Origin of the sequence: Nocardia sp. 2TAF39, from assembly GCF_052114905.1 — a bacterium.
Classification (GTDB): Bacteria; Actinomycetota; Actinomycetes; order Mycobacteriales; family Mycobacteriaceae; genus Nocardia.
In genome coordinates this window covers 47317-72166 of record NZ_JBFRFQ010000035.1, presented here as the reverse complement: position 1 = coordinate 72166, position 24850 = coordinate 47317, and the positions used below count along the sequence as shown (strand labels likewise).

Below are 24850 nucleotides of genomic sequence, written 5' to 3'. Positions count from 1 at the left end.
TCGCACGCCCCAGACAGATCCACGTCGTACCGGAACTACCCAAAACCCGCAGCGGCAAGATCATGCGCCGCCTGCTACGCGACATCGCCGAAGGACGCGAACTCGGCGACACCTCCACCCTGGTCGACCCGAGCGTCTTCGAAGCGATCGCCCGCGGATAACCGGGGGAGAACGGCGCACCCGGCCGAATCCAGATGAGGGTCCGGGTCCGCCGTTCGGCACATGGCTCAGTCCGCCGTGACGGGACCGTACGTGGCGATGATGATGCCGGTCTCCAGAACGGTGGTGTCCAGTAGCCGCAGCGGGGTCTTACCGGTGTCACGGTAGATCAGGTGCTCGGGTTCGGCGCGGCCCGCGAAGATGGGATGGATCCAGAGCCGGATCTCGTCGAGCAGGCCATGTTCCAGGAGCAAACGGGCCACCGGCCCGTGCCCGTACATCAGGATATCGCCCTGGGTTTCGGCCTTGATGCGGGCGATCTCGGCGGGAATGTCCGGGCCGAGGACGACGGTGTTGGTCCATTCCGGATCGGTCAGCGTGCTCGACACCACGTATTTCCGCATGGCGTTGAACTTCTCGGAGAACCAGTCGCCGGTGCGCTCCGGCCACGCCGAGGCGAAAACCTCGTAGGTCTTGCGGCCCATCAGCAACGCGTCGGCCGCTTTCAGCTGGGCGCCCGCGAAGTCCATCGCACCCTCTTTGAAGTAGTCGAAATGCCAGTCCTGCATGTTGTCCATGAGCCCGTCGAGGGACACATTGGTGCTTTCGACGATCTTTCCCACGTTCGTCTCCTTGTCTCTTGGCTGCTTTCTACCGCACGAAAGGGGCCTGGCCCGCGCGTCCGCACGGCGTGTGCCACCTGAGGGAGTTGGTCGAGCGCGCCGTCGAGTTCGGCGTCGCGCCGCAGCCGGCTGCCGTCGGCGGCAAACCGCTGCCAGGTCTTGACGCAGGCACCGTGATCTGTGGCATCGCCGCGACCGGGAACGTCGGCATGGCATTCTGCTCGCGGATGCGTTCGACCAGGCGCGGGACGTCCTGCGCGCGTGGCACTTCGCCAGGCTTTCCCGGCGCGCATCCGATGATCTGCGTGAGCTTCGCACGTTCGCCCAACCCCATATCCAGACAACCGAGGTCGAAGAACTGCGCGCCCGGATCGACAACATGCTGGTTCACGCATGAAAGAGGTGACGGCGACCGACTGGCTGAGGATCGTGCGCTCCGCTGGTACCGCGGTCGGTCTCGATGTGGATCCGGCCGAACCGATTCAGGTGAGCGAGAATGCCATCTACCGGCCGCCGGGATCTGTCGTCGCTCGAGTGAGCCGACCAGGGCGGCTGGCGGCAGGGCTCCGTGCGGTGGATGTCGCGCGCTGGTTGGAGGCGTCCGGCGTCCCAGCAGTGCAGGTTGTTCCGGACGTCGACCAGCCCGTCGAGGTCGACGGTCGGGCGGCCACCTTCTGGCGCGAACTACCGCCGCGCGAACATGGAAGCCCAGCGCAGGTGGCAGCCTTGCTCGAACAGCTCCACCGCTTGCCACCGCCGACAGGCTTCGATCTCGGCGAAGTGGCACCGTTCGTCCGGCCGGACGAACGGATTGCTGCCGCAGCCACCTCGACGAGGATGACCGGCGTTGGCTCCGTGCGGATTCGGCAGACCTGGGGAAGCGTTGGGGTTCGCTTCCCAGCCAGGCTTCCGTGGTGCGTCATCCACGGTGATGCCTGGGTCGGCACGAGGGCTTTGAACTGCTGCGCCACATCCGTGGACCGCGCATGACCACAATGGCAGTGCAAGCAGCAACGACCAATCCGGCGTACCAGCGGCAGGCACTCCACCCGCTGGCCTGTGTCCAGGGACAGCGTGGGGCGCGGCCATGGGCGGGGTGGCCGGCCTGGGCTAGGCCCGTCGAGGTCTCGCTGTAGGTCGGAATTTGTCGACCGGATTCCGCCTGCCGCCGAAACGCACCGGACAGCAGGTGCTCGTGCAGCCGCACTGCCACCACACGGTCGTCGCCTTCGACACCGCGCCCGCATTCGGGAGAGCCCGAACGCTGGTGACCGAAATCGCGGGATGCTATGGACTCGCTGGAATTTCGAGACACAGTCAAGCCATTACGATATTTCGGTAGCGGTTGCAGCAGGCAGATTGTTACCCGCACTGCGGGAAGGGACGCCGCTGCCGCGACACTCCAGTGGCTGACAGCTTTCTCCTGTCGCACCGAGGCGGTGCATCTGAATGGTCCAGCCGTTCGATATCTACGCAACTACTTATTGGCGGTGAGTTTTCGCCGCGGGCACCTCTTGTGCGAGATACAACACGAGTTGGGCCCTGTGATTACACGGATGCTGCCGCCTCTGGGTTCAACCACTCCTGCTGCGGACTCGGTGACGGTCAGCTGCCGAACGGTAGGGCTACCAGTCTCGGCTTGGTAGCCTGGCTACCAGCGAAAACGTTGCCCCACAGTCAAATTCGGAACATAGGTGATCATTCGAAACCTCCGTCGCGGCGCATGCCGACCGATTATTTCCTGTGTGACCAATCTGTAGCGAAATCGCCAGGCGTGGTCATTCCGTTACAAGCCACTGGTCACGCGGGCTGCGGTCCTGGTCAGTAAGTATTTTTGGAACTCGGATTCCTTTCGGAGCAAGGCCGCTTCTGCATCGGGCGCAACGCCCTTCAAACCCGATGCCCCAGCGGCCGGATAGCCCTCGTCGCCCAAGGTGTTGACCAACCGGTTCAGAAAGTTGACAACCATGATGAAACCTCCGTAGCGGAATGTGCCGATCGATTGCCGATCTGGCTATTCGATAGGTAAATCGCCGGGTGTGATCGTCCCGTTAACACGTCCCGGTTCCCGTATGACCCAAGTCATTTCCGCGGCTTCGCGCGAAACCGTACGTGGCGCATGTCACTTCCATCGCATGGGTCGGTGGAAGTGGCGCTTTCTCGCGAGGTGCGCAGTGCTTCGGTGTCACGACGATCGACGGCGCGGCGTGCACGGTGACCGCGGACAGTCCGATCGATCCCGCGGACGCCGTCGCACCGCTGCGCCGCGATGCCGGTGACCCTGCCATATCGAGCACGGACTCTGCCGTATCGAGCACGCCGGCGTTGCTGTGCTCGATAGAGCCAGCCCGTTTTTCCCGATCCGGCCCGCGGATTCGGCCCCGTGCACAATACGGTGTCGGGAGCACCGGCCCCTCCGATGCGCCGTCGGCTAGAAGATTCGATTATCGCCGGGCGACCCAGCCACTCGGGGAAGCGGCTCAGCCGAACAGCTCGGCCATCCGCCGGTCCATCTCGTCGGGCGGCACGTCCTCGACGTGCGTGGCCACGGTCCAGCGGTGCCCCCACGGGTCCTCGAAGGCGCCGCTGCGATCGCCGTAGAACTGGGTGGTCATCGGCGTGAGTTCTTTGGCACCCGCGGCCAGCGCCGCGGCGAAGGCCGCGTCGGCGTCCTCGACGTACACGTAGAGGTTGACGGGGGTGCCGCCGACCGTCTTCGGGTCGAGGAAGTCCATATCGGGGTCCGGGTCGCCGAGCATGACGACGGAATTGCCGAACATCAGCTCGCAATGCGCGATCCTGCCGTCCGGGCCGCGCATCCGCATTCGCTCGGTGGCGCCGAATATGTTCTTGTAGAAATCGATCGCGGTCGCCGCGCCGTCGATCGCGAGCCCCGGCGAGACCACCGGATATCCTTCGGGAACGGGTTTGACATCAGACATGGGAACCTCCGCTCGAGGCGTTCTGTCGGACCATGTCGAGCCTATTCCCGGCACCCACGCAATAAGGCCGGATCGTCGGAAATCAGAGCCCTGCGACACCCTGCAGCCGACGCACCTGCGCGGTGGTGAGATCACTGAGCACACCGGGGTCCACCGGCTCCGGCGCGGTCACCGCGACCTGCGCCAGCGTGCCGCCGACCTGCACGATCGCCACCGACGAGCTGAGCGTCATGCCGTCGCTGCTCGTGCGCACCTGGAAGGCGGTGGCCGCGTCACCCGCGGGTGGCTGAGCCAGCCCGCCGACCTGGTAATCCACCGGGATGTCGGTGGCGTCGACTCCGGAATAGCGCGTGCAGCGGCGCAGCATCGCCTGCACGTCCGAAAACACCTCGGCCAGTGCCTCGCTCGGATAAGTCGCCGCATCGATATCGATACTGGAGAAATTCGGCCCCGCGTATTGAATGGAGGCCTGGGCGAGCGCGCCGGGGCGCAGTGTGGCCAGCGGGGTGAGCACTTTCGCACACTCCGCCGGATTCGTCGGTGCAGAAGCGGCATCGCCGGCGCCCTCGGGCACGTCGGTGCGCGGCGGCAGGGCAGTGAAATTCGGCGGCAGGTTCGCGCCGCCGAGCAGCAGGCCACGCAACCGCTCCGGGTCGGATTCGGGTACGGCGGTCACCGGGGACGCGGCGACCACGGGGCCGAGCGGCGGCAGCTCGGCCGGTTCAGGCGCGGCGGGCTCCGCGGACCCGCATCCCGCGGCGAGCGCGGTGGACGCGACCGCGAGCAGCAGGCCGCACACCCGGATCACTCGGTCCACGACACCTGCGTATCGATCGTCTGCTGCAACATGCTGTCGCTGCGCGGATCGCGATAGGCCTGGTGGCCGCCGACGGTGATGGAACCCGAGACCGGAAGCGGCAAGCCGAGGTCGACCGTGATGGTGCCGGCGCCCTGCATGACGTAGTCCCGGATGTCCAAGGTTCCCGCGTTGTTGGGCAGGTTCCACGTCGGGGACTTCGGCTTCTGGGTGACGTTCAGCTCGATGGTGAGCCGGTCGCTGTCGCGCTTGGTCAGCGTAGCTGTGGTCACCTGGTCGAGCGTGACGCCGCCGGTGACCTCTTGGCGCACCGTCCACACCGCGCCCTCGCCGACGGGCTGGTCGGGGAACGCGATGGAGCGGTAGACCGCCTGGTAGAAAGCCTGCTCCAGGGCAGAACGTGCGGTGTTGGAGGTATCCGGCGACGGCTCGAGCCGCAGCGCGGTGATCGCCCCGAGATCGGTGAGGTCGAAGCCTGCGTGCGAGCCGCCGATGTTGGTGAGCGCCTTGGCCAGTGTCGGGTCCGGGGAGGTGACGGTGCCGAGGGTCAGATCGATGCCCTCGGCGGTGGTCTGCGCGGTCATCGGAATGGTCAGCGCGGGCGTGGAGAAGTCGCGCATCGGCTGCTCGTTGATCTGCTGTTCGATCCGGTGCGCGGTGTTCAACGTCACCCGCTGCACGGTGCCCGCCGGGTAGTCCGGCCGCAGCAGCGAGCGAGGCTCCTCTCCGGTCGAGAGAACTGTGGTCACCGCGGCCGGAATCGGCACTGTCACTTCCTTGCCGATCCCCAGCGGCTCGGTGCCTTCGGTCTCGCTGCGCGACTCGGCGCCGTCGCCGCAACCGACGCCGAACGCGGAGAGGCCGATCGCGAACACCATGAGAAGCACACCCGAACGCGCGGTCCGGGGTATGTGGGGGGAAGACAACACCGTCACGAGCAACAGGGTACGACCGCTTCCTGAGTGTCAGCTGGGACATCCGGTCCGCGCGCCGCGCGCGACCGAAGAACCACCCGGAGAAGCGCGGCAATCGGACTCGCGCACCGGCACGGATCGCGCTCGAGAGATGATAGTCGTCGTGAGTGACGACCGGCCGCCCGAGGAGACCCCAGCAAACACCGCTGATCCGACGACCTCAGCTTCGCCGCAGCGCCTGCGGACCTTGCTCGTCATCGCCGCGGTCCTGCTCGGCCTGGATCTGCTCACCAAGACCGTCGCGGTCGCGAAGTTGACGCCGGGCGATCCGGTGCCGATCATCGGCGACTTCGCGCGATTGAGCCTGGTACGCAATCCCGGCGCGGCATTCTCGATGGCGACCGGCATGACCTGGCTGTTGACCCTGGTCGCCGCCGCCGTCGTGATCGGGGTGGTGCGCATCGGCCGCACCCTGCGCTCGCTGTGGTGGGCGATCGGCCTCGGCATGGTGCTCGGCGGCGCGCTCGGCAATTTGATGGACCGGCTGTTTCGCGCGCCGGGCCCGCTGCAGGGTCACGTGGTCGACTTCGTCGCGATCGGTTGGTGGCCGGTATTCAACGTGGCCGACTCCTCGATCGTGTGCGGCGCGATCCTGCTCGTCGTGCTCACCGTGTTCGGTTTCGAGCCGAACGGCACTCGGATCGGCCGCGGCGCCGAGCACAGCGGGGAGAGCGCGGCATGAGGGAAACCAGAACCATGCCCGTACCCGACGGGCTCGACGGCATGCGCGTCGACGCCGGACTGTCCCGGCTGCTCGGCCTGTCCCGCACCGCTGTCGCAGCGCTCGCCGAAGAAGGCTCGGTGCAGCTCGACGGCGTCGCCGCGGGCAAGTCCGACCGGCTCGCGGCAGGCGCATGGCTCGAGGTGGTGTTCCCGGAACCCGAACGGGAGCTGACGATCGAGGCCGCACCGGTGGAGGGCATGAAGATCCTCTACGCCGACGACGACATCGTCGCGGTGGACAAGCCGGTCGGCGTTGCCGCGCACACCGGTGTCGGCTGGAGCGGGCCGACCGTGGTGGGTGGGCTGGCCGCGGCCGGATACCGCATCTCCACGTCGGGCGCCCATGAGCGGCAGGGCATCGTGCACCGCCTCGACGTCGGCACTTCCGGCGTGATGGTGGTCGCGCAGTCCGAGCACGCGTACACGGTGCTCAAGCGCGCGTTCAAGCAGCGCACCATCGACAAGCGGTATCACGCGCTGGTGCAGGGACATCCGGATCCGAGCAGCGGCACCATCGATGCCCCGATCGGCCGGGCCCGGGGCACCGACTGGAAGTTCGCGGTCACCGCCGACGGACGCCCGAGCATCACGCACTACGACACGGTCGAGGCGTTCCAGGCGGCGAGCCTGCTCGACGTCCACCTGGAGACCGGCCGCACCCATCAGATCCGGGTGCATTTCTCCGCGATCCGCCATCCTTGCTGTGGCGACCTCACCTACGGTGCGGATCCGCGCCTTGCTCAGCGGCTCGGGCTGGAACGGCAATGGCTGCACGCCCGCTCGCTGGGATTCCAGCATCCCGTCGACGGCCGCTATCTGGAGATCACCAGCGAGTACCCGGACGACCTGCGGCACGCATTGGACGTCCTGCGCAATGCCTGACCGGCGCGCACTGCCGCGGCGTGGCGTCATCCTCGCCGCGGCGGCCGTCGCACTGGTCGTGCTGATCGTCGCGCTCGGTGTGCTGAATCCGCCGCGCAAGACCGGAGTGTTCACCGACCGGCTCGGGCCGGACCGAGGTGAGCAGGTCACGGACTACCTCGCGCGGGCGCGGGAGTCGCTGACCGGATCCGACAGCGATCAGCACTGGGCGTTACTGTCGTTCACCGACCCCTTGGGGCCGGAACGGATTCCGGACTACACCGGTGGCCTGCGCGTCGCGCAGGTGCTGTATCGGGTGCCGATCCCCCGGGTCCAGACACCCCTCGTCGCCGTGCCCGTCCCGGAGGACGTCGGCGCGGCCGTGGATTCGGCAGGGTACGCGGCTTGGCTGCTCCCTCATCCTTCCGACGACCGCTCCGCCCGCATAGTCGGTGTCTCCGCCGCACGGCTGCGCGCAGGCTGTGCGTGCGTGGTCGGTCTCGTCGTCCGCGGGCCGCTGACGACTCTGCGAAACCTCGCCTCCCAGAAAGGCATCCGCGCCGTCCAGGCACTTCCCGCAGACGCGCTGGCAGGCCGCTTCGCGGTGGTCCCGCTCCTGCCCGACTACCTCGACGTGGTGCTGCCCGGTCCCGACGATGGGCCGGTCCCGGACCGGTGATGCGCCGACCTCTCAGTGTCTCGACAGCCACTCCACGACGTCGGTGATCACCGCCGGGTCGACGTGCTGCGCTGTAAGGCGATGGACGCTTTGGACCTGCTGGCCCACCCGGTAAGGCTGCGGATCGTGCACGCGCTGCGCGGCGGACGACTGCTCACCACCGCGCAGCTGTGCGAGCGACTCCGCGACGTGTCGAAGGCAACCGTGTATCGGCACGTCGAATCATTGAGCGCAGGCGGCATTCTCGAAGTGGCCGAGGAGCAGCGGGTGCGCGGCGCCGTCGAGCGCACCTACCGGCTGCGACGCGACCGCGCCGTGATCGACGCCGAGACCGCCGCGACCCTCTCCCCCGACGACCACCGGCGCGCGTTCGCCACGGCGATGGCCACGCTGCTGGCCGAGTTCAACGCCTACCTGGACCGCGACGACGCCGATCCCTTCCGCGACCTGGTCGGGTACCGGCAGCACGCGATCTGGCTCCGCACGGACGAGATCGACGCGCTGATCGAGGGCTTGCGCGCGGCCATCGCACCCGTGCTGGCAAACGAGGCCGCGCCAGGACGAGCACAGTACCTGCTGAGTCCCATCCTGTTTCCGATCGGCGAGGGGAATGATCCCGACCCACCGAGGGACCACCCGGCTCGTGGGCGGCGGTGACAAGTCGGACAGTGCGACCAGTCTCACGACCACCGATTCCACGATTGTCGTCGCCTACGGAAAAACACACGGCGACGCTGACTGGATGTCAGTCCGGCAGCGTGACGACCCCGTCGAGATAGCGGCGGCAGCGGCCGAGCAGCAGGACGCGGTCGTCGACGAGTTCGCAGCGCAGGGTTCCTCCACGGCGGGAAAGCTGTCTGGCGTGCAGCTCCGTACGCCCCAGGTGCTCACTCCACAGCGGAACCAGTTGGGCGTGGGCCGATCCGGTCACCGGGTCCTCTGGTACGCCCGCGCCCGGGGCGAAGACCCGGGAGACGAAGTCGGCCGAATCGCCGGGTGCGGTGACGATCGCGGCGCGCGGCAGCGCCGGAAAAGCGGCGAGGACGGGCGCGGCATCGCGGACCTCCTGTTCGGTCGCGACGACGATCACCTCGTCCGTGCCGGAGTATGCCCGCACGGGGCGCACCCCCAGCGCCGCGACGAGCGCCGGATCGGGCCGCACTGCGATGCTGCGCACGACCGGCAGATCGAGGACGAACTCGTCGTCGTCGGTGCGCTCGACGTGCAGCCAGCCGCTACGCGTGAAGAAGCTCACCCGGTCGTTCCCCGGGTGCACGTCGGCCAGAATCTGGGCGGCACTGGCCAAGGTAGCGTGCCCGCACATGGCAACCTCTACCGTCGGCGTGAACCAGCGGAGATGGAAGGCGGGCCAGTCGCCCGGCGGCGCACCCGCCTCGGGAGGTAATTGCGAGGTGTAGAAGGCGGTTTCGGCGAGGTTGTTCTCCTCGGCCAGATGTTGCAGCAACGCATCCGGGAGCCACGACAAGAGCGGCATCACCGCGGCCGGGTTGCCCGAGAACGGTGCGTCGGCAAACGCGTCGATCTGGTGCAGCAGTACCTCCATAGTCGAGAAGGTACCCCAACCCTGAATGACCGCCTCGCACAAGGGTTCTCGTGGCGCTGCGGGTCAGGTGTCCAGCTGGTCGGGCGCCCCGCCTGGCGAGCTCGGGAAAAGTTGCCGCCGCTCCCCCACCATTGCCGCGCTCACCCACCAGGCGACCTCGACGAGCACGATGCCGACCGCGCCACAGGCCACCGCGGCGCCCGTCAGCGCGACGTTGGAGGGATCGAGCTTGAAGAACTCCCGGGTGAACGGAACCGTGAACAGGAAGACATACGCAGCGACGGACGCCGCGAGCAACAAGACCTTCCACCACACGTACGGCCGCGCCACGATGGCCAGCACCCACACCGCGATCATGATCAGCGTGATGAGCGCGGTAGTGCCCGCCTGAATCTTCTGCTCCTCGCCGGCGTGCGGACCGGCGTAGGCGATCAGATAGGCGACGAAGGTGGCCACGCCGATCACAACGCCCGATGGGATGGCCAGGCGCATCACGCGCGCGACGAACCCCGTGCGGGCGCGCTCGTTGTTCGGCGCGAGCGAGAGGATGAACGCCGGGATGCCGATGGTGAACCAGGCCGCGATCGTGACGTGGCGCGGCAGGAACGGATAGCCGATCGGCTCGTAGTCGAAGATCTGTGAGCCGATGCCTGCGAGGCCGACCAGAAACGCGAGCAGCACGGAGTAGACAGTCTTGGTGAGGAACAGGTTCGAGACCCGCTCGATGTTGCCGATCACCCGGCGCCCTTCGCCGACCACGTAGGGCAGCGTGGCGAATCTGTTGTCCAGCAGGACGATCTGAGCGACCGCGCGAGTAGCCGGGCTGCCCGATCCCATCGCGACACCGATATCGGAATCCTTCAGCGCCAGAACGTCGTTCACGCCGTCACCGGTCATCGCCACGGTGTGCCCGCGCGATTGCAGTGCCGACACCATGGCGCGCTTCTGATCCGGGCGCACCCGGCCGAAAGTGGTACTGCGCTCCAGCACGTCGGCCAGCCGGTCGCGGTCCTCGGGCAGCTCGCGCGCATCGATGGCGTGCTCGCCGCCCACCAGGTCCAGCGAGGAGGCCACCGCGCCGACCGACACGGCGTTGTCGCCGGAGATCACTTTGATGGAAACATCTTGGCTCGCAAAGTATTCGAGGGTGTCACGGGCGTCGCCCCTGACCTTCTGCTCGAGCACGACCAAGGCGGCGGGCCGCACCGCGCCAGGGGCATCCGGCGCGTCCACCGGACGGTCGCCGCGAGCCAGCAGCAGGATGCGCAAACCGGAGGAACCGAGCTCCTCGGCGACGCGCGCGTCCTCGGAGCCGGCGTCGAGCAACACATCCGGCGCGCCGAGCAGCCAGTCGCCGTGCGCACCGTAGGAGCAGCCGCTCCACTTCTTGGCCGAGGAGAACGGCGCCACGGCCGATCGCTGCCAGCCGGGGCCGTCCGGCAGCGCCTCCGCGATCGCCTGCACGCTCGCGTTCGGACGCGGATCGTCGGCGGCCAGCGCGGCCAGCGCGGCGCGGACCTCGGTGTCGTCGAAGGACTCCAGCGTCTTGATATCCGACAGCCGCATCCCGTTCTCGGTCAGCGTGCCGGTCTTGTCCGCGCACACCACGTCGACACGGGCCAAGCCCTCGATGGCGGGCAGCTCCTGCACGAGGCACTGACGTCGGCCCAGTCGCACGACGCCGACCGCGAACGCGATCGAGGTCATCAGCACCAGACCCTCGGGCACCATCGGCACGAGCGCGGCGACCATGCCGGTGACCGCGGGCCGCCACGACTCCTTGCTGGAGACCAGCTGGTTGTAGATGCTCAGCAGGCCGGCGGGAATGAGTAGGTAGGTGATGAATTTCAGGATCTTGTCGATGCCAGTGCGCAGCTCGGAGTGCACCAGGCTGAACTTGCTCGCCTCCTCGGCCAGCTGTGCCGCGTAAGCCTCCTTGCCGACCTTGGTGGCCCGGTAGGCGCCGGACCCGGCGACCACATAGCTGCCCGACAGCACTGTGGCACCGATCGCCTTGTCGATCGAATCGGCCTCACCGGTGAGCAGCGATTCGTCCACCTCGAGCTGCCCGGACTCCTCGACGGTGCCGTCCACGACGATCTGGTCGCCGGGGCCGAGCTCGATCAGGTCGTCGAGTACCACCTCGCGCGGCGCGATCTCGACGGCCGCGCCGTCGCGACGCACGGTCGGCTTGGCCTGGCTGACGATGGCCAGCTGGTCCAAGGTGCGTTTGGCGCGGACCTCCTGGATGATGCCGACCGCGCTGTTGGCGACAATCAGCAGGCCGAACATGCCATCGATGATCGAGCCGGTCGCGAGCACCAGGAGGAACAGAACCCCGAGGATGGCGTTGATCCGGGTGAAGACGTTCGCGCGGATGATGTCGCGGACCGAGCGGCTCGCGCGATCGGGCACGTCATTGGTGCGGCCGTCGCGGCGCCGTTGCTCCACCTCCGCCGTGGTGAGTCCGGTGCCGCCGGAAGCCTGCACGGTAATCGACATGACCGCAAGGCTACGTGACAACTAGGTTCGTCAGGGTGCGGCAAAGCAGGTCTATCCCCGGTGTGACGTTCGGAACAGGTGCATTTTTCCTGTGGGGTCTGTTCCCCGCGTTCTTCGGTTTGCTGGCGTTCGCCCGCGCGGGCGAAGTTGTGGCCCAGCGAATCCTGTGGACGCTGGTCGTAGTGCTCACGGCACTCGCGGCGAGCGGGCGACTACGCGAGCTGCGCGACATCGGCGGGCGGGTCTGGCGGCTGGCGGCGGTCGCTTCGGCCGCGATCGCACTCAACTGGGGCGTGTATGTCTATGGCGTCACCTCCGGGCACGTCGTGGAGTGCGCGCTCGGGTACTTCATCAATCCGCTGGTCACGGTCGCGTTCGGCGTGGTGATCTTCCGCGAGCGGTTGGCGCGGGCCCAGTGGGCGGCGCTGGCCCTCGGCGCGACCGCGGTGGCGGTGCTCACCATCGACTACGGCAGACCTCCCGTCATCGCGTTGGCACTGGCCTGCTCATTCGCCACCTACGGCCTGGTGAAGAAGGTGATCCCGCTGGACGCGCTACGCGGCATCGCCGCGGAGGGGGTGGTCGCCGCACCATTCGCGCTGGCGTTCGTGATCGCGCTCGCGGTCACGGGGCGCAGCGAATTCGGCTCCAGCGCGGGTCATGCCGCACTGATGATGTCCACCGGGCCGGTCACCCTCGTGCCGCTGCTGCTGTTCGCGGTGGCGGCCCAACGGGTTCCGCTGTCCACCATGGGCCTGCTGCAATACCTCACCCCCGCCCTGCAAATGGCCTGGGGCGTCGCCGTCGCGCACGAACCGATGCCCCCCTCCCGCTGGACAGGTTTCGCGCTGATCTGGGTCGCGCTGGCGATTTTCACCACCGATGCCCTGCTGCGCGCCCGGCGCCTCCGGCGCATTCCGCGCGACGTCGCCACCGAAACCGCCGCGGCCGCGAGCGGTAGGTAAGTCTGCGCGGCGAGCTACGTTCGGCTGTCCCTGATAGCCCTTGAAGCTGGGCATGCGAAGGCACATGATGCGAAATTGCTACAGTTGTAGCAATGGGCTACGGTTGTAGTATGACTGCGGTTCCCGCTCGCGATCTGCGGAATCACACCGCCGAGGTGCTGCGCCGCGTCGAGGCCGGCGAGGAGATCGAAATCCTCAAGGACAACCGGCCCGTCGCGAAGATCATCCCGCTGCCTCGGCGTCGACAGTGGGTGCCCGCTTCGGAAATCATCCGAGAACTGCTTCGCCTCGGCCCGGACACCACAAGCATGCAGCAGCAATTGCGTGAGACGCTGACCGACACAACGGACGACCTGCCGTGGTGAGAACCGAACGCGCATTGGCAGACACGTCGATATTCATCGGTCTCGAGGCGAAACGCTTCGATCCGGCCGGATTCGATGGATGCGAGTGGGGTGTCTCGGTGATCACCCTCGGTGAACTACGCCTTGGTGTACTGCATGCCTCGGGCCCGGAGGCATCGTCCCGCAGGTTGTCGACATACCAACTGGCGCAACGATTCCAGCCGCTGGACGTGGATGAGACCGTCGCGGAATGCTGGGCACTGCTGGTATCACGTCTGCGTGCCGCCGGACGCAAGGTGCCGATCAATGACAGCTGGATCGCGGCCACCGCCTTGGCGCATGACATTCCGATCGTGACGCAGGATGGAGACTACGACGCGATGCCGGGCCTACAGGTGATCAGGCTGTGAAGTTCGGCCGATTACCGCACGCATTTCGGCGTCCGCACGGATCGTGACGAAGAACACCGTCACGCCAACGCGACGTGCGCGATCCTGCGGGTGATGTAGTCGGGCCGGAATCGCATCACCGGTCAGTGGCGCCGACAAGCTTTACATTCGGATCGATCTCGGCCGCGATGCCAGCCGGACAGGACGTATTCCAGGTCGCCACAGGGGATTTCGATCAGGCCAGGGCTGGAACAACGAGCGTGCCCGCCCGGAACGCACGGTGACCTCGGATGGTCGGCCGTGCGACGACGGGCCGGCGACCGGGGCAGATCCCGGCGGCCGGCCCGACCAGTCGAGCGAATCAGCCGCAGGCGGCCGACTGCTGGCCCAGGTTGGTCAACATTGTGCAGGCCCAGGCCTTCTGGATCTTCCACTTGCCGTTGTCGGCAACGAACGGCACCTCGACGATGTTGTCCTGGCCGTTGAGGGTGAATTTGGCCTTGGCGTTCACGCTGTCGCCGAACGAGGTGACGTCGGTGACCTCGATCTTCACGTCGGCGCCCGACACGGCCTGCGACAGGCGGTCCGGCAGCGTCGGATCGGTTTCGGCGCCTTGGACGTTGTCCAGCTTCTCCGAGGCGGGCACCGACGGGTCCAGTGCCCGCGTCATGGCGGTGTTCAGCTCCGCGACCGTGGGAACCGGCGGCAGGTTCGCGCTCGCAGCCGCCGACGCCTTGGCGCTGGTCGACGTCTTGGCGGCGGGCTTGCTGTCCTTGTCGTCACTGCCGCAGGCGGTCATGCCAAGCGCGGCGACGATGGCCAGGCCGGCGATCGCGATGCGTCCAGTCTTACGAAGCTTCAACTGCTCGTCCTTTGCGTTCGAGTAGGTCCGTGTCGTGTTGTTCCACCATGGCAGCCGTCACCCGAACCGGCGGCGCTGCACGAGGCCCCAGGCTACCCGGCGGCGGGAACCACCACTGAGATCCACACGGGACAGACGGATGTCGTCGGCAGCGAACGTACGCGTCCGACCGGGCAATGTCGAGCCGCCGCGAACGTTCGTCAGAGCAGACTGCCCAAGGGGTCGGCCCGGGTGAGCGCGGCGTCGGCGGCGGCGAAGGTACGCGCGGGACCCGGTCCGGTCGAACGGGTTTCGAAGCGGACGGTCACCACGCCGAGCCCAGCGCCCTGCACCCAGCCATGGCCGTGCTCGGGATGCGTCACGTCCATGCCCGGATGCCAGACGCTGACCGGCAGGGTGGGCGCGGCGACGGCCTGCGATGCACCGGCCGTGTCGTCGAATCGCGGGGACTCGGCGGCTTCCGGCCGCGCCTGGGCGATCTCGGCAACTGGGCCGCGGTCGAGTTCTGGGAACAACGATTCCTGACGGATCGTCGACAGGCCGCCGAAGCTCACTCCGACCAGCCGGATCGGACCCAGTTCTCGAGGGTCCAGCGCCGAACGCTGCGCGGCGGCGGCGAGAGCGGCCAGGTCTTCGGTCGCGTAGGGCAGCGTGTAGGAGCGAGTGACGATGCTCATGTCGGATTTCTTCAGCTTGAGCACTACGGTGCGGGCCGCGCGACCGTCACCCGTCAGGCGCCGGTGCGCGGCGGCGGCCATGTCCTCGATGGCCGGGCGCAACTGGGCGAGGGTGACGATATCGGTCTCATAGGTGGTCTCCGCGCTGATCTGCTTGGCCTCGGCGCGCTCGGCGACCGGACGGTCATCGATACCGCGCGCCAGCCGGTGCAGGGCCGCGCCGACGCTGCCGCCGAGAATCGACACCGCCTCCGATTCCGGCAGTGCGGCAAAGGCGCCCACGGTCTCGATACCCAATGAGCGCAGCCTGCTCTCCGCGACAGGCCCGATCCCCCACAGTTTGCGCACGGGAAGCGCGGCGAGCAACCGTTGCTGCTCGACCGGCGAAATCACCCGAATCCCATTGGGTTTGGCCAGCCCGGAGCCGATCTTGGCCAACTGCTTTCCCGTGCCCGCGCCGACCGATGCGGTCAGCCCGGTGCGCTCGCGCACCAACGCGCGCAGTTCCGCGCAGAACTCGTGCACCCGGGCCACCGTCGCGCCCGCCAACTCGGCGGGCTCGCCGAACGCCTCGTCGAACGACAACGTCTCCAGCACCGGAATCCGGCTGCGCAGCGCGTCGAAGACCTGGCCGCTCAGCACGCTGTAGACCGCGCCGCGCGGCGGCACCACCACCGCCGTCACGCCGACGAGCCTGCGCGCCTGGTGCATCGGCATCGCCGAACGGGCGCCGAACACCCTGGCCTCATAGCTGGCTCCGGCCACGACGCCGCGTCCGCCGGTACCGCCGACCAGGACCGGACGGCCGCGCAGCGTCGGTCGCGTCAGCTGTTCGACCGACGCGAAGAAGGCGTCCATATCTATGTGCAGAACCCACCGCCGCGCCGCGATGTCCGCGTCGGCGAGCACCGGCGGATGCTGCCCGCTCACCGGGGTTTCGCCGCACGTTGTCCGGATCCGGGAATCCGGCGACGCGACATGCCGGTGCGCCGCCCGACCGACATGGCGTCCGCGATCAGGCCGACCAGCTCGTCGTCGCCGCGCCGGCCTTCCTCGACGATCCCGGCGACGGTCGCCTTGTCGGTGCTCACGGCGAACAATGTACGCCCGGCCACCGACAGATCCCGACAGGTGGCGACGCTGTCCGATGACTGTGCGCTAGCTGCTGGTTCCCTGTGGGAACCACGCATGCCCTGGCGTGCCGGCTGCCCGCCACCTTCCTCGATGAAATGGCCCTGATCTGCTCTTTTGAAACACCTCACGATGTACTGATCAGTATCGATGAACCGCCGACGAACCGCAGGGACTGAGCTTGTGACGCGCCGCGGTATGTGATGATCGGACCTATGAAGATCCGTAAGGCCGTCATCCCGGCCGCCGGTATCGGCTCCCGGCTGCTCCCGCTGACCAAGGCCATCCCCAAAGAGATGCTGCCGGTCGGCGACCAGCCGGTGATCGAGCACACGGTCCGCGAGCTGGTCGCCTCGGGCATCACCGACATCACCATCGTGGTCAGCGGCGGAAAATCGTTGATCCAGGACCACTTCCGCCCCAACCCGGCACTGGTGGCCCAGCTGCGCGCGGACGGAAAGACCGCCTTCGCCGACGCGGTCGAGGAGGTCGGTGAGCTGTCCCGGCTCGGCCACATCACCTATCTCGACCAGCACGGCCCGTACGGCAACGGCACCCCGGTGCTCAACGCCGCCCGCAATCTCGGCGACGAGCCGATGCTAGTGCTGTGGCCGGACGACGTGTTCGTCGCCGAGGTGCCGCGCGCCCAGCAGCTCATCGACGCCTACGAGGCCACAGGAGCCCCGGTGCTCGCGCTGATGCCGATGGACCCCGCCGAATCCCAGCGCTACGGCGTTCCGGTGGTGGCCGACGACCACGGCAGCGGCTTGCTGCGCATCACCGGACTGCGGGAGAAGCCGAAGCCGGAGGATGCGCCGTCGGATTTCGCCGCGATCGGCGGCTATGTAGTGACGCCCGGCATCATCGAGGAACTGCGCATCCAGACCGAGGCGTGGTATGAGCACCGGACCGGCGAGGTGTACCTGACCGACGCGATCAATGTGCACGCCGCGGGCAACCCGGTGTTCGGCCAGGTGATCCGTGGCCGCTGGTACGACACCGGTAACCCGGCAGACTACTTGGTCGCACAATTCGCCTCGGCGCTGGCGCATCCGCAGTACGGACCGCTGCTGCGCACGCTCGCCGAGGACCTCGGCAAGTGATAGACACCCGCACCCTCTGCCATATCCCATAGCGTGTGGCTATGCTGTCGCCGATTGCGATCGGTGACGCTTGTCACACCACGAATTGCTTCTCGTCGCCGATCCCGAGCTCGCTGTTTCTCCACGTTCCTGTTCGAGCAGAGAGGTGCGTTCGTGAGCATGATTCCGAGTCGTTGCATGCGTCACCTGGCCCTGATCGGCGGAGCCGCAATAGCCCTGATCGCGGCCGCCGCGGGCCCCGCAGYGGCCGAGCAGCAAACAGTGCAGCTGGGCTTCACCAACGGCAACTGCAGCAAGACCGTCATCCAGGCGAAGGCGCGAACGCGCGTCATCCTCGACGTGGTGACCGCGGGCAACCCGACAACCGGGGCGGCGCTGGCGATCCCGGACAAGGACGTCCAGCTGCCGCTGCCGGACACCTTCTACTGGACAGTGACCCGAGTGGACCTCGGCGTGAACCAGCCGGGGCCACTTCCGTTCCAGGTGGTATCGCCCCCGTGGTCCGGGAGCGCGGGCAGCGGCTGCCAGGGGGTCATCCAGTTCGACTGAGCCGCATGCGGTGCCACGCATACGGCCCGGATCCACACCTGTGGCAGGTCCGGGTCGTTCTCGTGCCAGCCAACGAGCACTCGGTCCGGATAACGCCGACTTCCGCTGAGCGACATCGTGTTCCGCCCCACGGTGTGCTCAGAAGCGACGGATGGCGTAGATGTCGAACTGCTCGAGCGGGGTGAAGCCGACCGGCACTCCCCAGTCGTACGCGTTGAGCACTTGGCCGCGGCCCGCATAGATGCCGACGTGCGAGCCGTCGCTGTTCAGCACCACCACATCGCCGAGCGAGAGGGCGCTGCGTGGGACCGCCACACCCACTTTCGCCTGCTGCCAGGTTGTGCGCGGCAGGCTGACCCCGACCTGCCGATACGCCCACTGGACCAGGCCTGAGCAGTCCCAGGCGAACGGCCCCGTGCCGCCCCATTGGTAGGGCTTTCCGATCTGTGTCAGGGCCGCAGCCAGCGCGCCGAGGCCGTAATAGCTGGGTATCGGCAGCGCGGCCGAGCCGCTGGCACTGCCGGATCCCGAGCCGGATCCGCCGCCCGGCCCGCTGCCGGAGGCACTGCCGGTGTCAGACCAGACCGGTCCGGCGAGGACGAATGTCGCGAGGGTCGATACCAAGAATCCGAGTACAACGCGGCGCAGCAATTTCCTTGTCACGTGCTCGCCCTTCCGTCGGCCTTGCTGACGGGCCGCCGTCCGACGGCCCCGGCTAACGCACGGCACCAGGGTGATCGCTCTGGAGCCGTAGTCACCGCGCCCGGCGAATACGAGCCCGGCGCAGCGCATTCAGGTAGGACAACTCCGCGAACAGGCACTGCCGCCCCAGGAGTTCACCCGAGTAACAGCAGCAACATGGCGATTATGCCGCGCACCCATGCGCTAAACCCCAGGATCAGCAAATTCTCAGCATGTGATCTAAATCACATCTTCAGGTGCGCCCCGACCCGCCGACCGGACATCTGGACGGCCGTCGACAGCACCTCCTCCGCGCGTGTACCTCATCCGGCTCGAGGAAGAGCGACTACAAATAGGACGGACCGTTCAAACAGCTCGGGGCGGGACCTTTCGGTTCCGCCCCGACCGGGTTCGCCCTCGGCCGTCAGGCCTTGGTGACCTTCGCCCGCACGCCACCGACGAGATCGGCGGCGTCAGGGCCGGCGTCGCCGAATATCACCGTGGTGGCGAGGATCTCGCCCGCGATCAGATCGCGGTGGGTTTCGGCCCACGCCGCCCGCGCGGTGGGGACGTCGAGAACCACGGTGATGCGGTCGGAGACATCCAGGCCGGAGGACTTCCTGGTCTCCTGCAGGTCTCGGATCAGGTCGCGGGCCCAGCCCTCGGCCTCCAGCTCCTCGGTGACCACCGAGTTCAGCACCACCAGACCCGCGTTGCCGGGCAGTGCCGAGGTGGACTCGGGCTCGGCCGCGACCAGGCGCTGGGTGTATTCCTCTGGCAGCAGGGTGATTCCGGCCGCGGTGACCACACCGTCGGCGTCCTCGGACCACTCCCCTGCCTTGACCGCCTTGATCACCGTCTGCACGTCCTTGCCGAGGCGCGGACCCGCGGCGCGGGCGTTGACCACCAACTCGAAGCGGCCGTGCACGTCCACGTCGGTGGTCAGATCCACCTTCTTGACGTTGACCTCGTCGGCGATGATGTCCGCGAACGGCGCCAACCGCTCGGCGTCGGCCGCGGCGATGGTGACCTCGGCCAGCGGCAGCCGCACCCGCAGGTTCTGTGCCTTGCGCAGGCTCAGCACCGTCGAGCACACCACGCGCACCTCGTCCATCGCGGCGACCAGTTCCGGATCATGAGGAAGCACACCCGCTGCCTTTTCGGGTCGCTCCGCAGGCTCCGCTCCCGCAGGCCAGTCAGCCAGATGCACCGAGTCACCGCCGGTCAGGCCGCGCCAGATGACCTCGGTGAGCAACGGCAGCAGCGGCGCGGCCAGCCGGGTGACCACCTCCAGCACCGTGTGCAGGGTGTCCACCGCGTCGCGGTCCTCGCTCCAGAACCTCGAACGCGACCGGCGCACATACCAGTTGGTCAGCGCGTCGGCGAACGAACGCAACTCCTCGCAGGCGCCGGCGATGTCGTAGACCTCCAACGCCTCGGTCATCACATCCCTGGTCTGCGCAAGCTTCGCCAGGATGTAGCGGTCCAGCACATTGGTCGAGTCCGTTCGCCACGAACCGGGCTTCGACGCGTACAGCTGCAGGAAGGTCCACGTGTTCCACAGCGGCCGCAGCGCGTGGCCGACGCCTTCGCGGATGCCGCGCTCGGTGACGATGAGGTTGCCGCCACGCAAGATCGGCGAGCTCATCAGGAACCAGCGCATGGCGTCGGAGCCATCCCGGTCGAACACCTGGTTCACGTCCGGGTAGTTGCCCTTGGACTTGCTCATCTTCAGTCCATCGTCGCCGAGCACGATGCCATGGGCGACAACGGTTTTGAAGGACGGGCTATCGAACAGGGCGGTGGAGAGCACGTGCAGGTTGTAGAACCAGCCCCTGGTCTGCCCGTTGTATTCGACGATGAAGTCGCCCGGGAAGTGGGTGTCGAACCAGTCGTTGTTCTCGAACGGATAGTGCACTTGGGCGAATGGCATCGAGCCGGACTCGAACCAGCAATCCAGCACCTCCGGTACCCGGCGCATGGTCGACTTGCCGGTCGGGTCGTCGGGGTTCGGCCGGGTGAGCTCGTCGATCATCGGCCGATGCAGATCAGCCGGGCGCACACCGAAGTCACGCTCCAGCTCGTCGAGAGAGCCGTATACGTCGACGCGCGGATAGGCCGGGTCGTCGGAGAGCCATACCGGGATCGGGCTGCCCCAGTAGCGGTTGCGGCTGATGTTCCAGTCCCGCGCGCCTTCGAGCCACTTACCGAACTGACCATCCCTCATGTGCTCGGGCACCCAGGTGATCTGCTTGTTCAGCTCGACCATCCGGTCACGGAAGGTAGTCACCGCGACGAACCAGGACGGCACCGCCATATAGATCAACGGCTGACCGGAGCGCCAGCTGTGCGGGTAGGAGTGCTCGACAGTCTCGTGCCGCAGCAGCTTTCCCGCGGCCTTGAGGTCCTTGATGATCACCGGGTTGGCGTCGAACACCATCAGACCCTCGTACGGCGGCACCATCGAGGTGAACTTGCCGCCCGGATCCAACGGCTGCACCAGTTCGATTCCGTTGGCCGCGGCGACGTCCATGTCCTCCTCACCGAAGGCCGGCGCGAGATGCACGATTCCGGTGCCGGAATCGGTGGTCACGTAGTCGGCAGTGAGCACACGGTGCGCGTGCGGGTGGCCGAGGAAGAACTCGAACGGCGGAGTGTAGGACAGGTCGGCCAGCGCCGCGCCGTCGTACTCGCCGAGCACCTCGGGGTACTCGCCGAATTCCCGCGCGTAGTGCGAGACCCGCTCGGCGGCCAACAGATAGCGCTTGCCGTCGGCCGCGCGCAGGTGCACATATCGGATGTCGGGGTGCACCGCGATAGCCAGGTTCGAGGGCAGCGTCCACGGCGTGGTCGTCCAGATCAGCGCGTTGGCACCGTCGAGTTCTCGCAGCGGGTTGTCGGCGGGCACGTGCAGCACCATGTCGACGGTGACCGCAGGGTCCTGACGCATCTTGTACGCGTCATCGAGCCGGGTCTCCTGATTCGACAACGGCGTCTGCTCGTACCAGCTGTAAGGGAGCACCCGGAAGCCCTGATAGATCAGGCCTTTGTCGTAGAGCGACTTGAACGCCCACATCACCGACTCCATGAAGTCGGTATCCAGCGTCTTGTAGTCGTTGTCGAAGTCGACCCAGCGGGCTTGGCGCGTCACGTAGTCGCGCCATTCCCCGGTGTAGCGCAGCACCGACGATTTACAGGCCGCGTTGAATTCCGCGAGCCCCATTGCGTCGATCTGTGATTTGTCCGTGATACCGAGCTGCTTTTCCGCTTCGATTTCCGCCGGCAATCCGTGGCAGTCCCAGCCGAATCGGCGATCGACCCGCTTGCCGCGCATTGTCTGGAAACGCGGGACGAGGTCCTTCACATACCCGGTGAGCAAATGGCCGTAATGCGGCAGACCGTTGGCAAAGGGCGGACCGTCGTAGAAGACGAACTCCGATGCGCCGGAACGGTTTTCGATGCTTGTGCGGAAGGTGTCGGCGGCCGCCCATGCGTCGAGCACACGGCGCTCCATCTCGGGGAACGACGTCCCGTTGCCGACGCCGAGGTCGACCCGCGGGTACGCGCTGGTGCTGGAAGTGTGGTCCGCCATCGCGGATGCGTCTCCTCGTGCCGTGTCGTTGGCACGGGGACGATGACAGCGCCCGGTGCGCCGAAACCGCGGTACCACCCCGCTTGCCCGGCACAGGACGCGCCGGACCTCTCATTGGGAGCTGTGACGGGCTCACCCGTTCGGTTCTACTGAGCGCCCGACCCGAGGGCCGTACCGCTGTTCTTCCGAAGGCTCCCCGGTGATGGCCGGATCGACGCCGTATTCATGTTTGATTCTAGCCAGAGCGGTCAACCCCGTTGGCAGAGCAGGTTACCGTTTGGCATGACGACCAGGAGGCGGCGTGGATTCACCATCCGGCCTCCGCATAGACAGGGCGCTCACCAGCAGCAGAACAGCACCGGTGACGCACACCACGATGCATCCCCACGCCCAGAGCACCGATCCGGTGGTGAGCGCGGCCACGAGCAGGGCGAAGCCGATCGCGGCAAGGACGAGCGTCAAGACGAGCATGATGACCCCCAAGGCATGCCAGGCGGCTCGACAGTTCCTCTAATGGTATGAACTGCTGCGCTCGGAGCGAGGCGCGCTACTTGCCACCCTTGGCAAAGGAGGCGGGCGCGAGGTTGTTCGCCGTATTGGCGTCGGCGAATGCCTCGCCGCCGTCGACCGGGACGGCCGAGCCACGGTTCTCCAGCTCCTCGAGCTGCGACTCCAGATACGACTTCAAGCGCACCCGGTACTCCCGCTCGAACGTCTTGAGCTGCTCGATCCGGCCCTCCAGCACGGTTCGCTGCTGGGTGATGGTCGCCATGATCTCGGTGTGCTTACGCTCGGCGTCGGCCTGCAGCGCGTCGGCCTTCTCCTTGGCCTGGCGAAGCTGACTGTCCGACCGGGACTGCGCGTCCGACAGCATCGCGTCCGACTTCTGACGGGCGTCAGCGATCATGGCCTCCGACCGAGTTCTGGCGTCACCAACCAAGCGTTCCGAATTCGCCCGTGCATTCGACAGCAGGTTCTCCGCCTCGACCTTGGCGTCGCTGGTCAGCCGATCCGCCATCTCCTGGGCGAGGCTGAGCACCTTGGCGGCCTGCAGGTTCGCGTCCGCGCCCGGCGCGTCCTTGGCCACCGGCGCCTGCATCGGAGCGGGCGGCGCGACCGGAATCGGGGGCTTGATCGGTTCCGGCGGCGGCGCCTGCGGCACCGGGGGCTTCGCGGTGTTCACCGCGCCAGGACCCCGATTCTTCTTGGCGTCGGCCAGTTCCGCGTCCAATTCGGCGACCCGCTGGCGCAGATCGGCGTTCTCCTCGATCAGACGCGAGAGCTCCTGCTCCACGAGATCCAAGAAGGCGTCGACTTCATCCTCGTTGTAGCCGCGCTTCCCGATCGGTGGTTTGCTGAACGCGACGTTGTGCACATCGGCTGGGGTCAGCGGCATGGAAGGATCCCTTCACGCGTCTTTTGGAGATCTAGCAAGCTGTCGTCTCGGCCCATTCTGTCACACCGGAGCTACCGGTTGCCCGAGCCTGCCCACGATCGACATCAAGATGAACACGATGAAAAGCAGGACCATTATCGACAGATCCAGGCGAATTCCCCCCAGTGACACCGGAGGTATCAATCGCCTCAGAAGTTTCACCGGAGGGTCGGTGATCGTGAAGATCACCTCCAGCACGACGACCACGACACCGGTCGGGCGCCAGTCACGGGCAAAGCTGCGGATGAACTCGACGATCACTCGGCTGATCAGCAACAGCCAGAAGATGAACAGTACGAAGTACAGCACCGCGAACAAGGCCACGACTTCACTCTGCCGCAAAAATCGCGTCGCGCAAAATGACCGCGCCGAACCACGGGCAACCGGTCTGCTTCACCCCCCACATCACGACCTTATTTCTGGTTGTAGAAGCCGGTCTCGGCGATACGTCGGCGTTCTTCGGCCGATACATCGACATCGGCCGGTGAGAGCAGGAACACTTTCGTCGCGACTTTGTCGAAGGAGCCACGCAGAGCAAACGCCAAGCCCGCGGCGAAGTCGACCAGACGCTTGGCGTCGGCGTTGCTCAGCTCGACCAGGTCCATGATCACCGGGTTGCCCTCGCGGAAGCGCTCGCCGATGATCCGTGCCTCGCTGTAGTCGCGCGGGCGCAGCGTCGTGATCTTGGACAAGGGGCCTCCGTCCTCGAAGATCCCGGGCCGCCGCACCGGGGCGGGCTCGGGACGCACGCGCTCCTCCAGCCTGCGCTCCTCGGCGTCGGGGTCGACGGCGAGCGCCCCCCGGGTGGCTCCGCGTAGCACCGGCGCGCTCCCGCCCGCACGGAACCGGCCCGACGGGGCGGACTCGATCCGGGTGGGACGTCGCGACGCCTCGTACCGGTCGGCACCGTAGGGCTCGTCGACGTAGTCGTCGCGCCGCGACACCGGGTACCCCGCCTTGTACGGCGACTTGTAGGCGGGCTCCGGGTATTCGACGTCATCGAAACGGTCTGCTCCGTAACGATCTTCGCCGTAACGATCGGCATAGCCGTCCCGGTCGGAGTAGTCACGGGGCCTCGGCCGGCGCGCGCCGCGCTCGTCCGCGCCGCGGGGGGCACGATCGTCGACGTAGTCGTCTTCGTAATCCTCGAGCGGAACCATGCCGAAGTACGCCTTGAACTTGTGCAGCGTGCTCATGACTGCGCCTCGCTGTCGCTCGGCTCCGTCATGACCACGATGGTGGCTGCGTCGATTATTCGCTCGCTGCGCTCGCTCATTC

The 24850-nt window shown here is 67.1% G+C and carries 27 protein-coding genes; 10 read left to right on the top strand and 17 right to left on the bottom strand.

The window, feature by feature from the left end; all coding sequences use genetic code 11:
• Positions 1-227 precede the first annotated feature (227 nt).
• Positions 228-782 (bottom strand): dihydrofolate reductase family protein, encoded by a 555-nt coding sequence (locus AB4Z47_RS21085; protein ID WP_441953018.1) that lies wholly within the window; start codon positions 780-782, stop codon positions 228-230.
• 28 nt (positions 783-810) lie between these two features.
• On the bottom strand, positions 811-1173 hold the full coding sequence (locus tag AB4Z47_RS21080; RefSeq protein WP_441953017.1) for a hypothetical protein: 363 nt from the start codon (positions 1171-1173) through the stop codon (positions 811-813).
• Positions 1174-1175: 2 nt separating this feature from the next.
• Between AB4Z47_RS21080 and AB4Z47_RS21075 the strand changes: the two genes are divergently transcribed.
• Complete coding sequence (locus AB4Z47_RS21075) at positions 1176-1772, top strand: phosphotransferase (protein ID WP_441953016.1); 597 nt, start codon at positions 1176-1178, stop codon at positions 1770-1772.
• Positions 1773-2568: 796 nt separating this feature from the next.
• On the opposite strand, the gene AB4Z47_RS21070 is transcribed toward AB4Z47_RS21075, so the two are convergent.
• From AB4Z47_RS21070 to AB4Z47_RS21055, 4 genes are all read right to left on the bottom strand, one after another.
• Positions 2569-2751, bottom strand: coding sequence for a hypothetical protein (locus tag AB4Z47_RS21070; protein WP_441953015.1), 183 nt, complete (start codon positions 2749-2751; stop codon positions 2569-2571).
• Between the two features lie 511 nt (positions 2752-3262).
• Positions 3263-3724, bottom strand: a complete 462-nt coding sequence (locus AB4Z47_RS21065) for a VOC family protein (RefSeq protein WP_441953014.1) — start codon at positions 3722-3724, stop codon at positions 3263-3265.
• An 82-nt stretch (positions 3725-3806) separates the two neighbouring features.
• A complete protein-coding gene (locus AB4Z47_RS21060) occupies positions 3807-4541 on the bottom strand; it encodes a hypothetical protein (RefSeq protein WP_441953013.1) in 735 nt (244 codons plus the stop codon).
• Positions 4529-5482, bottom strand: coding sequence for a hypothetical protein (locus tag AB4Z47_RS21055; RefSeq protein WP_441953012.1), 954 nt, complete (start codon positions 5480-5482; stop codon positions 4529-4531). Before AB4Z47_RS21055 ends, AB4Z47_RS21060 begins: the two co-directional genes overlap by 13 nt.
• A 124-nt stretch (positions 5483-5606) precedes the next feature.
• Here AB4Z47_RS21055 and lspA point away from each other — a divergent pair, with 124 nt between their 5' ends.
• The 4 genes from lspA to AB4Z47_RS21035 all read left to right on the top strand — a co-directional run bounded on the left by lspA (position 5607) and on the right by AB4Z47_RS21035 (position 8435).
• Positions 5607-6197, top strand: a complete 591-nt coding sequence (gene lspA / locus AB4Z47_RS21050) for a signal peptidase II (RefSeq protein WP_441953011.1) — start codon at positions 5607-5609, stop codon at positions 6195-6197.
• The gene (locus AB4Z47_RS21045) at positions 6194-7120 is read left to right on the top strand and encodes an RluA family pseudouridine synthase (protein ID WP_441953010.1); all 927 of its coding nucleotides are present in this window, start codon (positions 6194-6196) and stop codon (positions 7118-7120) included. The genes lspA and AB4Z47_RS21045 overlap by 4 nt, the downstream gene beginning before the upstream one ends.
• Entirely contained in the window at positions 7113-7778 is a 666-nt protein-coding gene (locus AB4Z47_RS21040; protein WP_441953009.1) for a hypothetical protein, read from the top strand. The genes AB4Z47_RS21045 and AB4Z47_RS21040 overlap by 8 nt, the downstream gene beginning before the upstream one ends.
• A gap of 81 nt (positions 7779-7859) precedes the next feature.
• Positions 7860-8435, top strand: a complete 576-nt coding sequence (locus AB4Z47_RS21035) for a helix-turn-helix domain-containing protein (RefSeq protein WP_441953008.1) — start codon at positions 7860-7862, stop codon at positions 8433-8435.
• 88 nt (positions 8436-8523) lie between these two features.
• Here AB4Z47_RS21035 and AB4Z47_RS21030 read toward each other — a convergent pair whose 3' ends face one another.
• Both AB4Z47_RS21030 and AB4Z47_RS21025 read right to left on the bottom strand, forming a co-directional pair.
• On the bottom strand, positions 8524-9342 hold the full coding sequence (locus tag AB4Z47_RS21030; RefSeq protein WP_441953007.1) for a PhzF family phenazine biosynthesis protein: 819 nt from the start codon (positions 9340-9342) through the stop codon (positions 8524-8526).
• Positions 9343-9405: 63 nt separating this feature from the next.
• Complete coding sequence (locus AB4Z47_RS21025) at positions 9406-11844, bottom strand: HAD-IC family P-type ATPase (RefSeq protein WP_441953006.1); 2439 nt, start codon at positions 11842-11844, stop codon at positions 9406-9408.
• Positions 11845-11879: 35 nt separating this feature from the next.
• Between AB4Z47_RS21025 and rarD the strand changes: the two genes are divergently transcribed.
• The 3 genes from rarD (at position 11880) to AB4Z47_RS21010 (ending at position 13563) form a co-directional block, all read left to right on the top strand.
• A complete protein-coding gene (gene rarD, locus AB4Z47_RS21020; RefSeq protein WP_441953005.1) occupies positions 11880-12809 on the top strand; it encodes an EamA family transporter RarD in 930 nt (309 codons plus the stop codon).
• A 110-nt stretch (positions 12810-12919) separates the two neighbouring features.
• A complete protein-coding gene (locus tag AB4Z47_RS21015) occupies positions 12920-13174 on the top strand; it encodes a type II toxin-antitoxin system Phd/YefM family antitoxin (RefSeq protein WP_441953004.1) in 255 nt (84 codons plus the stop codon).
• On the top strand, positions 13171-13563 hold the full coding sequence (locus tag AB4Z47_RS21010) for a type II toxin-antitoxin system VapC family toxin (protein ID WP_441953023.1): 393 nt from the start codon (positions 13171-13173) through the stop codon (positions 13561-13563). The genes AB4Z47_RS21015 and AB4Z47_RS21010 overlap by 4 nt, the downstream gene beginning before the upstream one ends.
• A 340-nt stretch (positions 13564-13903) precedes the next feature.
• Here the strand turns inward: AB4Z47_RS21010 and AB4Z47_RS21005 are convergent, their stop codons facing one another.
• From AB4Z47_RS21005 to AB4Z47_RS20995, 3 genes are all read right to left on the bottom strand, one after another.
• Positions 13904-14404, bottom strand: coding sequence for a hypothetical protein (locus tag AB4Z47_RS21005; RefSeq protein WP_327114552.1), 501 nt, complete (start codon positions 14402-14404; stop codon positions 13904-13906).
• 200 nt (positions 14405-14604) lie between these two features.
• Complete coding sequence (locus AB4Z47_RS21000) at positions 14605-15939, bottom strand: DNA polymerase IV (RefSeq protein WP_441953022.1); 1335 nt, start codon at positions 15937-15939, stop codon at positions 14605-14607.
• Positions 15940-16007: 68 nt separating this feature from the next.
• On the bottom strand, positions 16008-16172 hold the full coding sequence (locus AB4Z47_RS20995; protein WP_441953003.1) for a hypothetical protein: 165 nt from the start codon (positions 16170-16172) through the stop codon (positions 16008-16010).
• 255 nt (positions 16173-16427) lie between these two features.
• On the opposite strand from AB4Z47_RS20995, the gene AB4Z47_RS20990 reads away from it, so the two are divergent.
• Complete coding sequence (locus tag AB4Z47_RS20990; RefSeq protein WP_441953002.1) at positions 16428-17315, top strand: UTP--glucose-1-phosphate uridylyltransferase; 888 nt, start codon at positions 16428-16430, stop codon at positions 17313-17315.
• Between the two features lie 153 nt (positions 17316-17468).
• Complete coding sequence (locus tag AB4Z47_RS20985; protein WP_441953001.1) at positions 17469-17864, top strand: hypothetical protein; 396 nt, start codon at positions 17469-17471, stop codon at positions 17862-17864.
• A gap of 138 nt (positions 17865-18002) precedes the next feature.
• Here the strand turns inward: AB4Z47_RS20985 and AB4Z47_RS20980 are convergent, their stop codons facing one another.
• The 6 genes from AB4Z47_RS20980 to AB4Z47_RS20955 form a co-directional block, all read right to left on the bottom strand.
• Positions 18003-18527, bottom strand: coding sequence for an NlpC/P60 family protein (locus tag AB4Z47_RS20980; protein ID WP_441953000.1), 525 nt, complete (start codon positions 18525-18527; stop codon positions 18003-18005).
• 442 nt (positions 18528-18969) lie between these two features.
• Entirely contained in the window at positions 18970-22137 is a 3168-nt protein-coding gene (gene ileS, locus AB4Z47_RS20975) for an isoleucine--tRNA ligase (protein WP_441952999.1), read from the bottom strand.
• Positions 22138-22407: 270 nt separating this feature from the next.
• Positions 22408-22608 (bottom strand): hypothetical protein, encoded by a 201-nt coding sequence (locus AB4Z47_RS20970; protein WP_441952998.1) that lies wholly within the window; start codon positions 22606-22608, stop codon positions 22408-22410.
• A 76-nt stretch (positions 22609-22684) separates the two neighbouring features.
• Positions 22685-23533: a DivIVA-like cell division protein Wag31 gene (gene wag31, locus AB4Z47_RS20965; protein ID WP_441952997.1), complete on the bottom strand. Its 849-nt coding sequence runs from the start codon at positions 23531-23533 to the stop codon at positions 22685-22687.
• A 60-nt stretch (positions 23534-23593) separates the two neighbouring features.
• Positions 23594-23896, bottom strand: coding sequence for a YggT family protein (locus AB4Z47_RS20960; RefSeq protein WP_039797136.1), 303 nt, complete (start codon positions 23894-23896; stop codon positions 23594-23596).
• An 89-nt stretch (positions 23897-23985) separates the two neighbouring features.
• The gene (locus tag AB4Z47_RS20955; protein ID WP_441952996.1) at positions 23986-24768 is read right to left on the bottom strand and encodes a cell division protein SepF; all 783 of its coding nucleotides are present in this window, start codon (positions 24766-24768) and stop codon (positions 23986-23988) included.
• Positions 24769-24850: the final 82 nt, after the last annotated feature.

Bases quoted from the DNA above. Each gene is read 5' to 3' on its own strand.
- wag31 (WP_441952997.1), bottom strand. From the start codon at position 23,533: ATGCCGCTGACCCCAGCCGATGTGCACAACGTCGCGTTCAGCAAACCA.
- AB4Z47_RS21045 (WP_441953010.1), top strand. From the start codon at position 6,194: ATGAGGGAAACCAGAACCATGCCCGTACCCGACGGGCTCGACGGCATG.
- AB4Z47_RS21000 (WP_441953022.1), bottom strand. From the start codon at position 15,939: ATGGACGCCTTCTTCGCGTCGGTCGAACAGCTGACGCGACCGACGCTG.
- AB4Z47_RS20990 (WP_441953002.1), top strand. From the start codon at position 16,428: ATGAAGATCCGTAAGGCCGTCATCCCGGCCGCCGGTATCGGCTCCCGG.
- AB4Z47_RS20955 (WP_441952996.1), bottom strand. From the start codon at position 24,768: ATGAGCACGCTGCACAAGTTCAAGGCGTACTTCGGCATGGTTCCGCTC.
- AB4Z47_RS21035 (WP_441953008.1), top strand. From the start codon at position 7,860: ATGGACGCTTTGGACCTGCTGGCCCACCCGGTAAGGCTGCGGATCGTG.
- AB4Z47_RS21015 (WP_441953004.1), top strand. From the start codon at position 12,920: ATGACTGCGGTTCCCGCTCGCGATCTGCGGAATCACACCGCCGAGGTG.
- ileS (WP_441952999.1), bottom strand. From the start codon at position 22,137: ATGGCGGACCACACTTCCAGCACCAGCGCGTACCCGCGGGTCGACCTC.
- AB4Z47_RS20970 (WP_441952998.1), bottom strand. From the start codon at position 22,608: ATGCTCGTCTTGACGCTCGTCCTTGCCGCGATCGGCTTCGCCCTGCTC.
- AB4Z47_RS21075 (WP_441953016.1), top strand. From the start codon at position 1,176: ATGAAAGAGGTGACGGCGACCGACTGGCTGAGGATCGTGCGCTCCGCT.
- AB4Z47_RS21025 (WP_441953006.1), bottom strand. From the start codon at position 11,844: ATGTCGATTACCGTGCAGGCTTCCGGCGGCACCGGACTCACCACGGCG.
- AB4Z47_RS21065 (WP_441953014.1), bottom strand. From the start codon at position 3,724: ATGTCTGATGTCAAACCCGTTCCCGAAGGATATCCGGTGGTCTCGCCG.
- AB4Z47_RS21070 (WP_441953015.1), bottom strand. From the start codon at position 2,751: ATGGTTGTCAACTTTCTGAACCGGTTGGTCAACACCTTGGGCGACGAG.
- lspA (WP_441953011.1), top strand. From the start codon at position 5,607: ATGATAGTCGTCGTGAGTGACGACCGGCCGCCCGAGGAGACCCCAGCA.
- AB4Z47_RS21040 (WP_441953009.1), top strand. From the start codon at position 7,113: ATGCCTGACCGGCGCGCACTGCCGCGGCGTGGCGTCATCCTCGCCGCG.
- AB4Z47_RS21030 (WP_441953007.1), bottom strand. From the start codon at position 9,342: ATGGAGGTACTGCTGCACCAGATCGACGCGTTTGCCGACGCACCGTTC.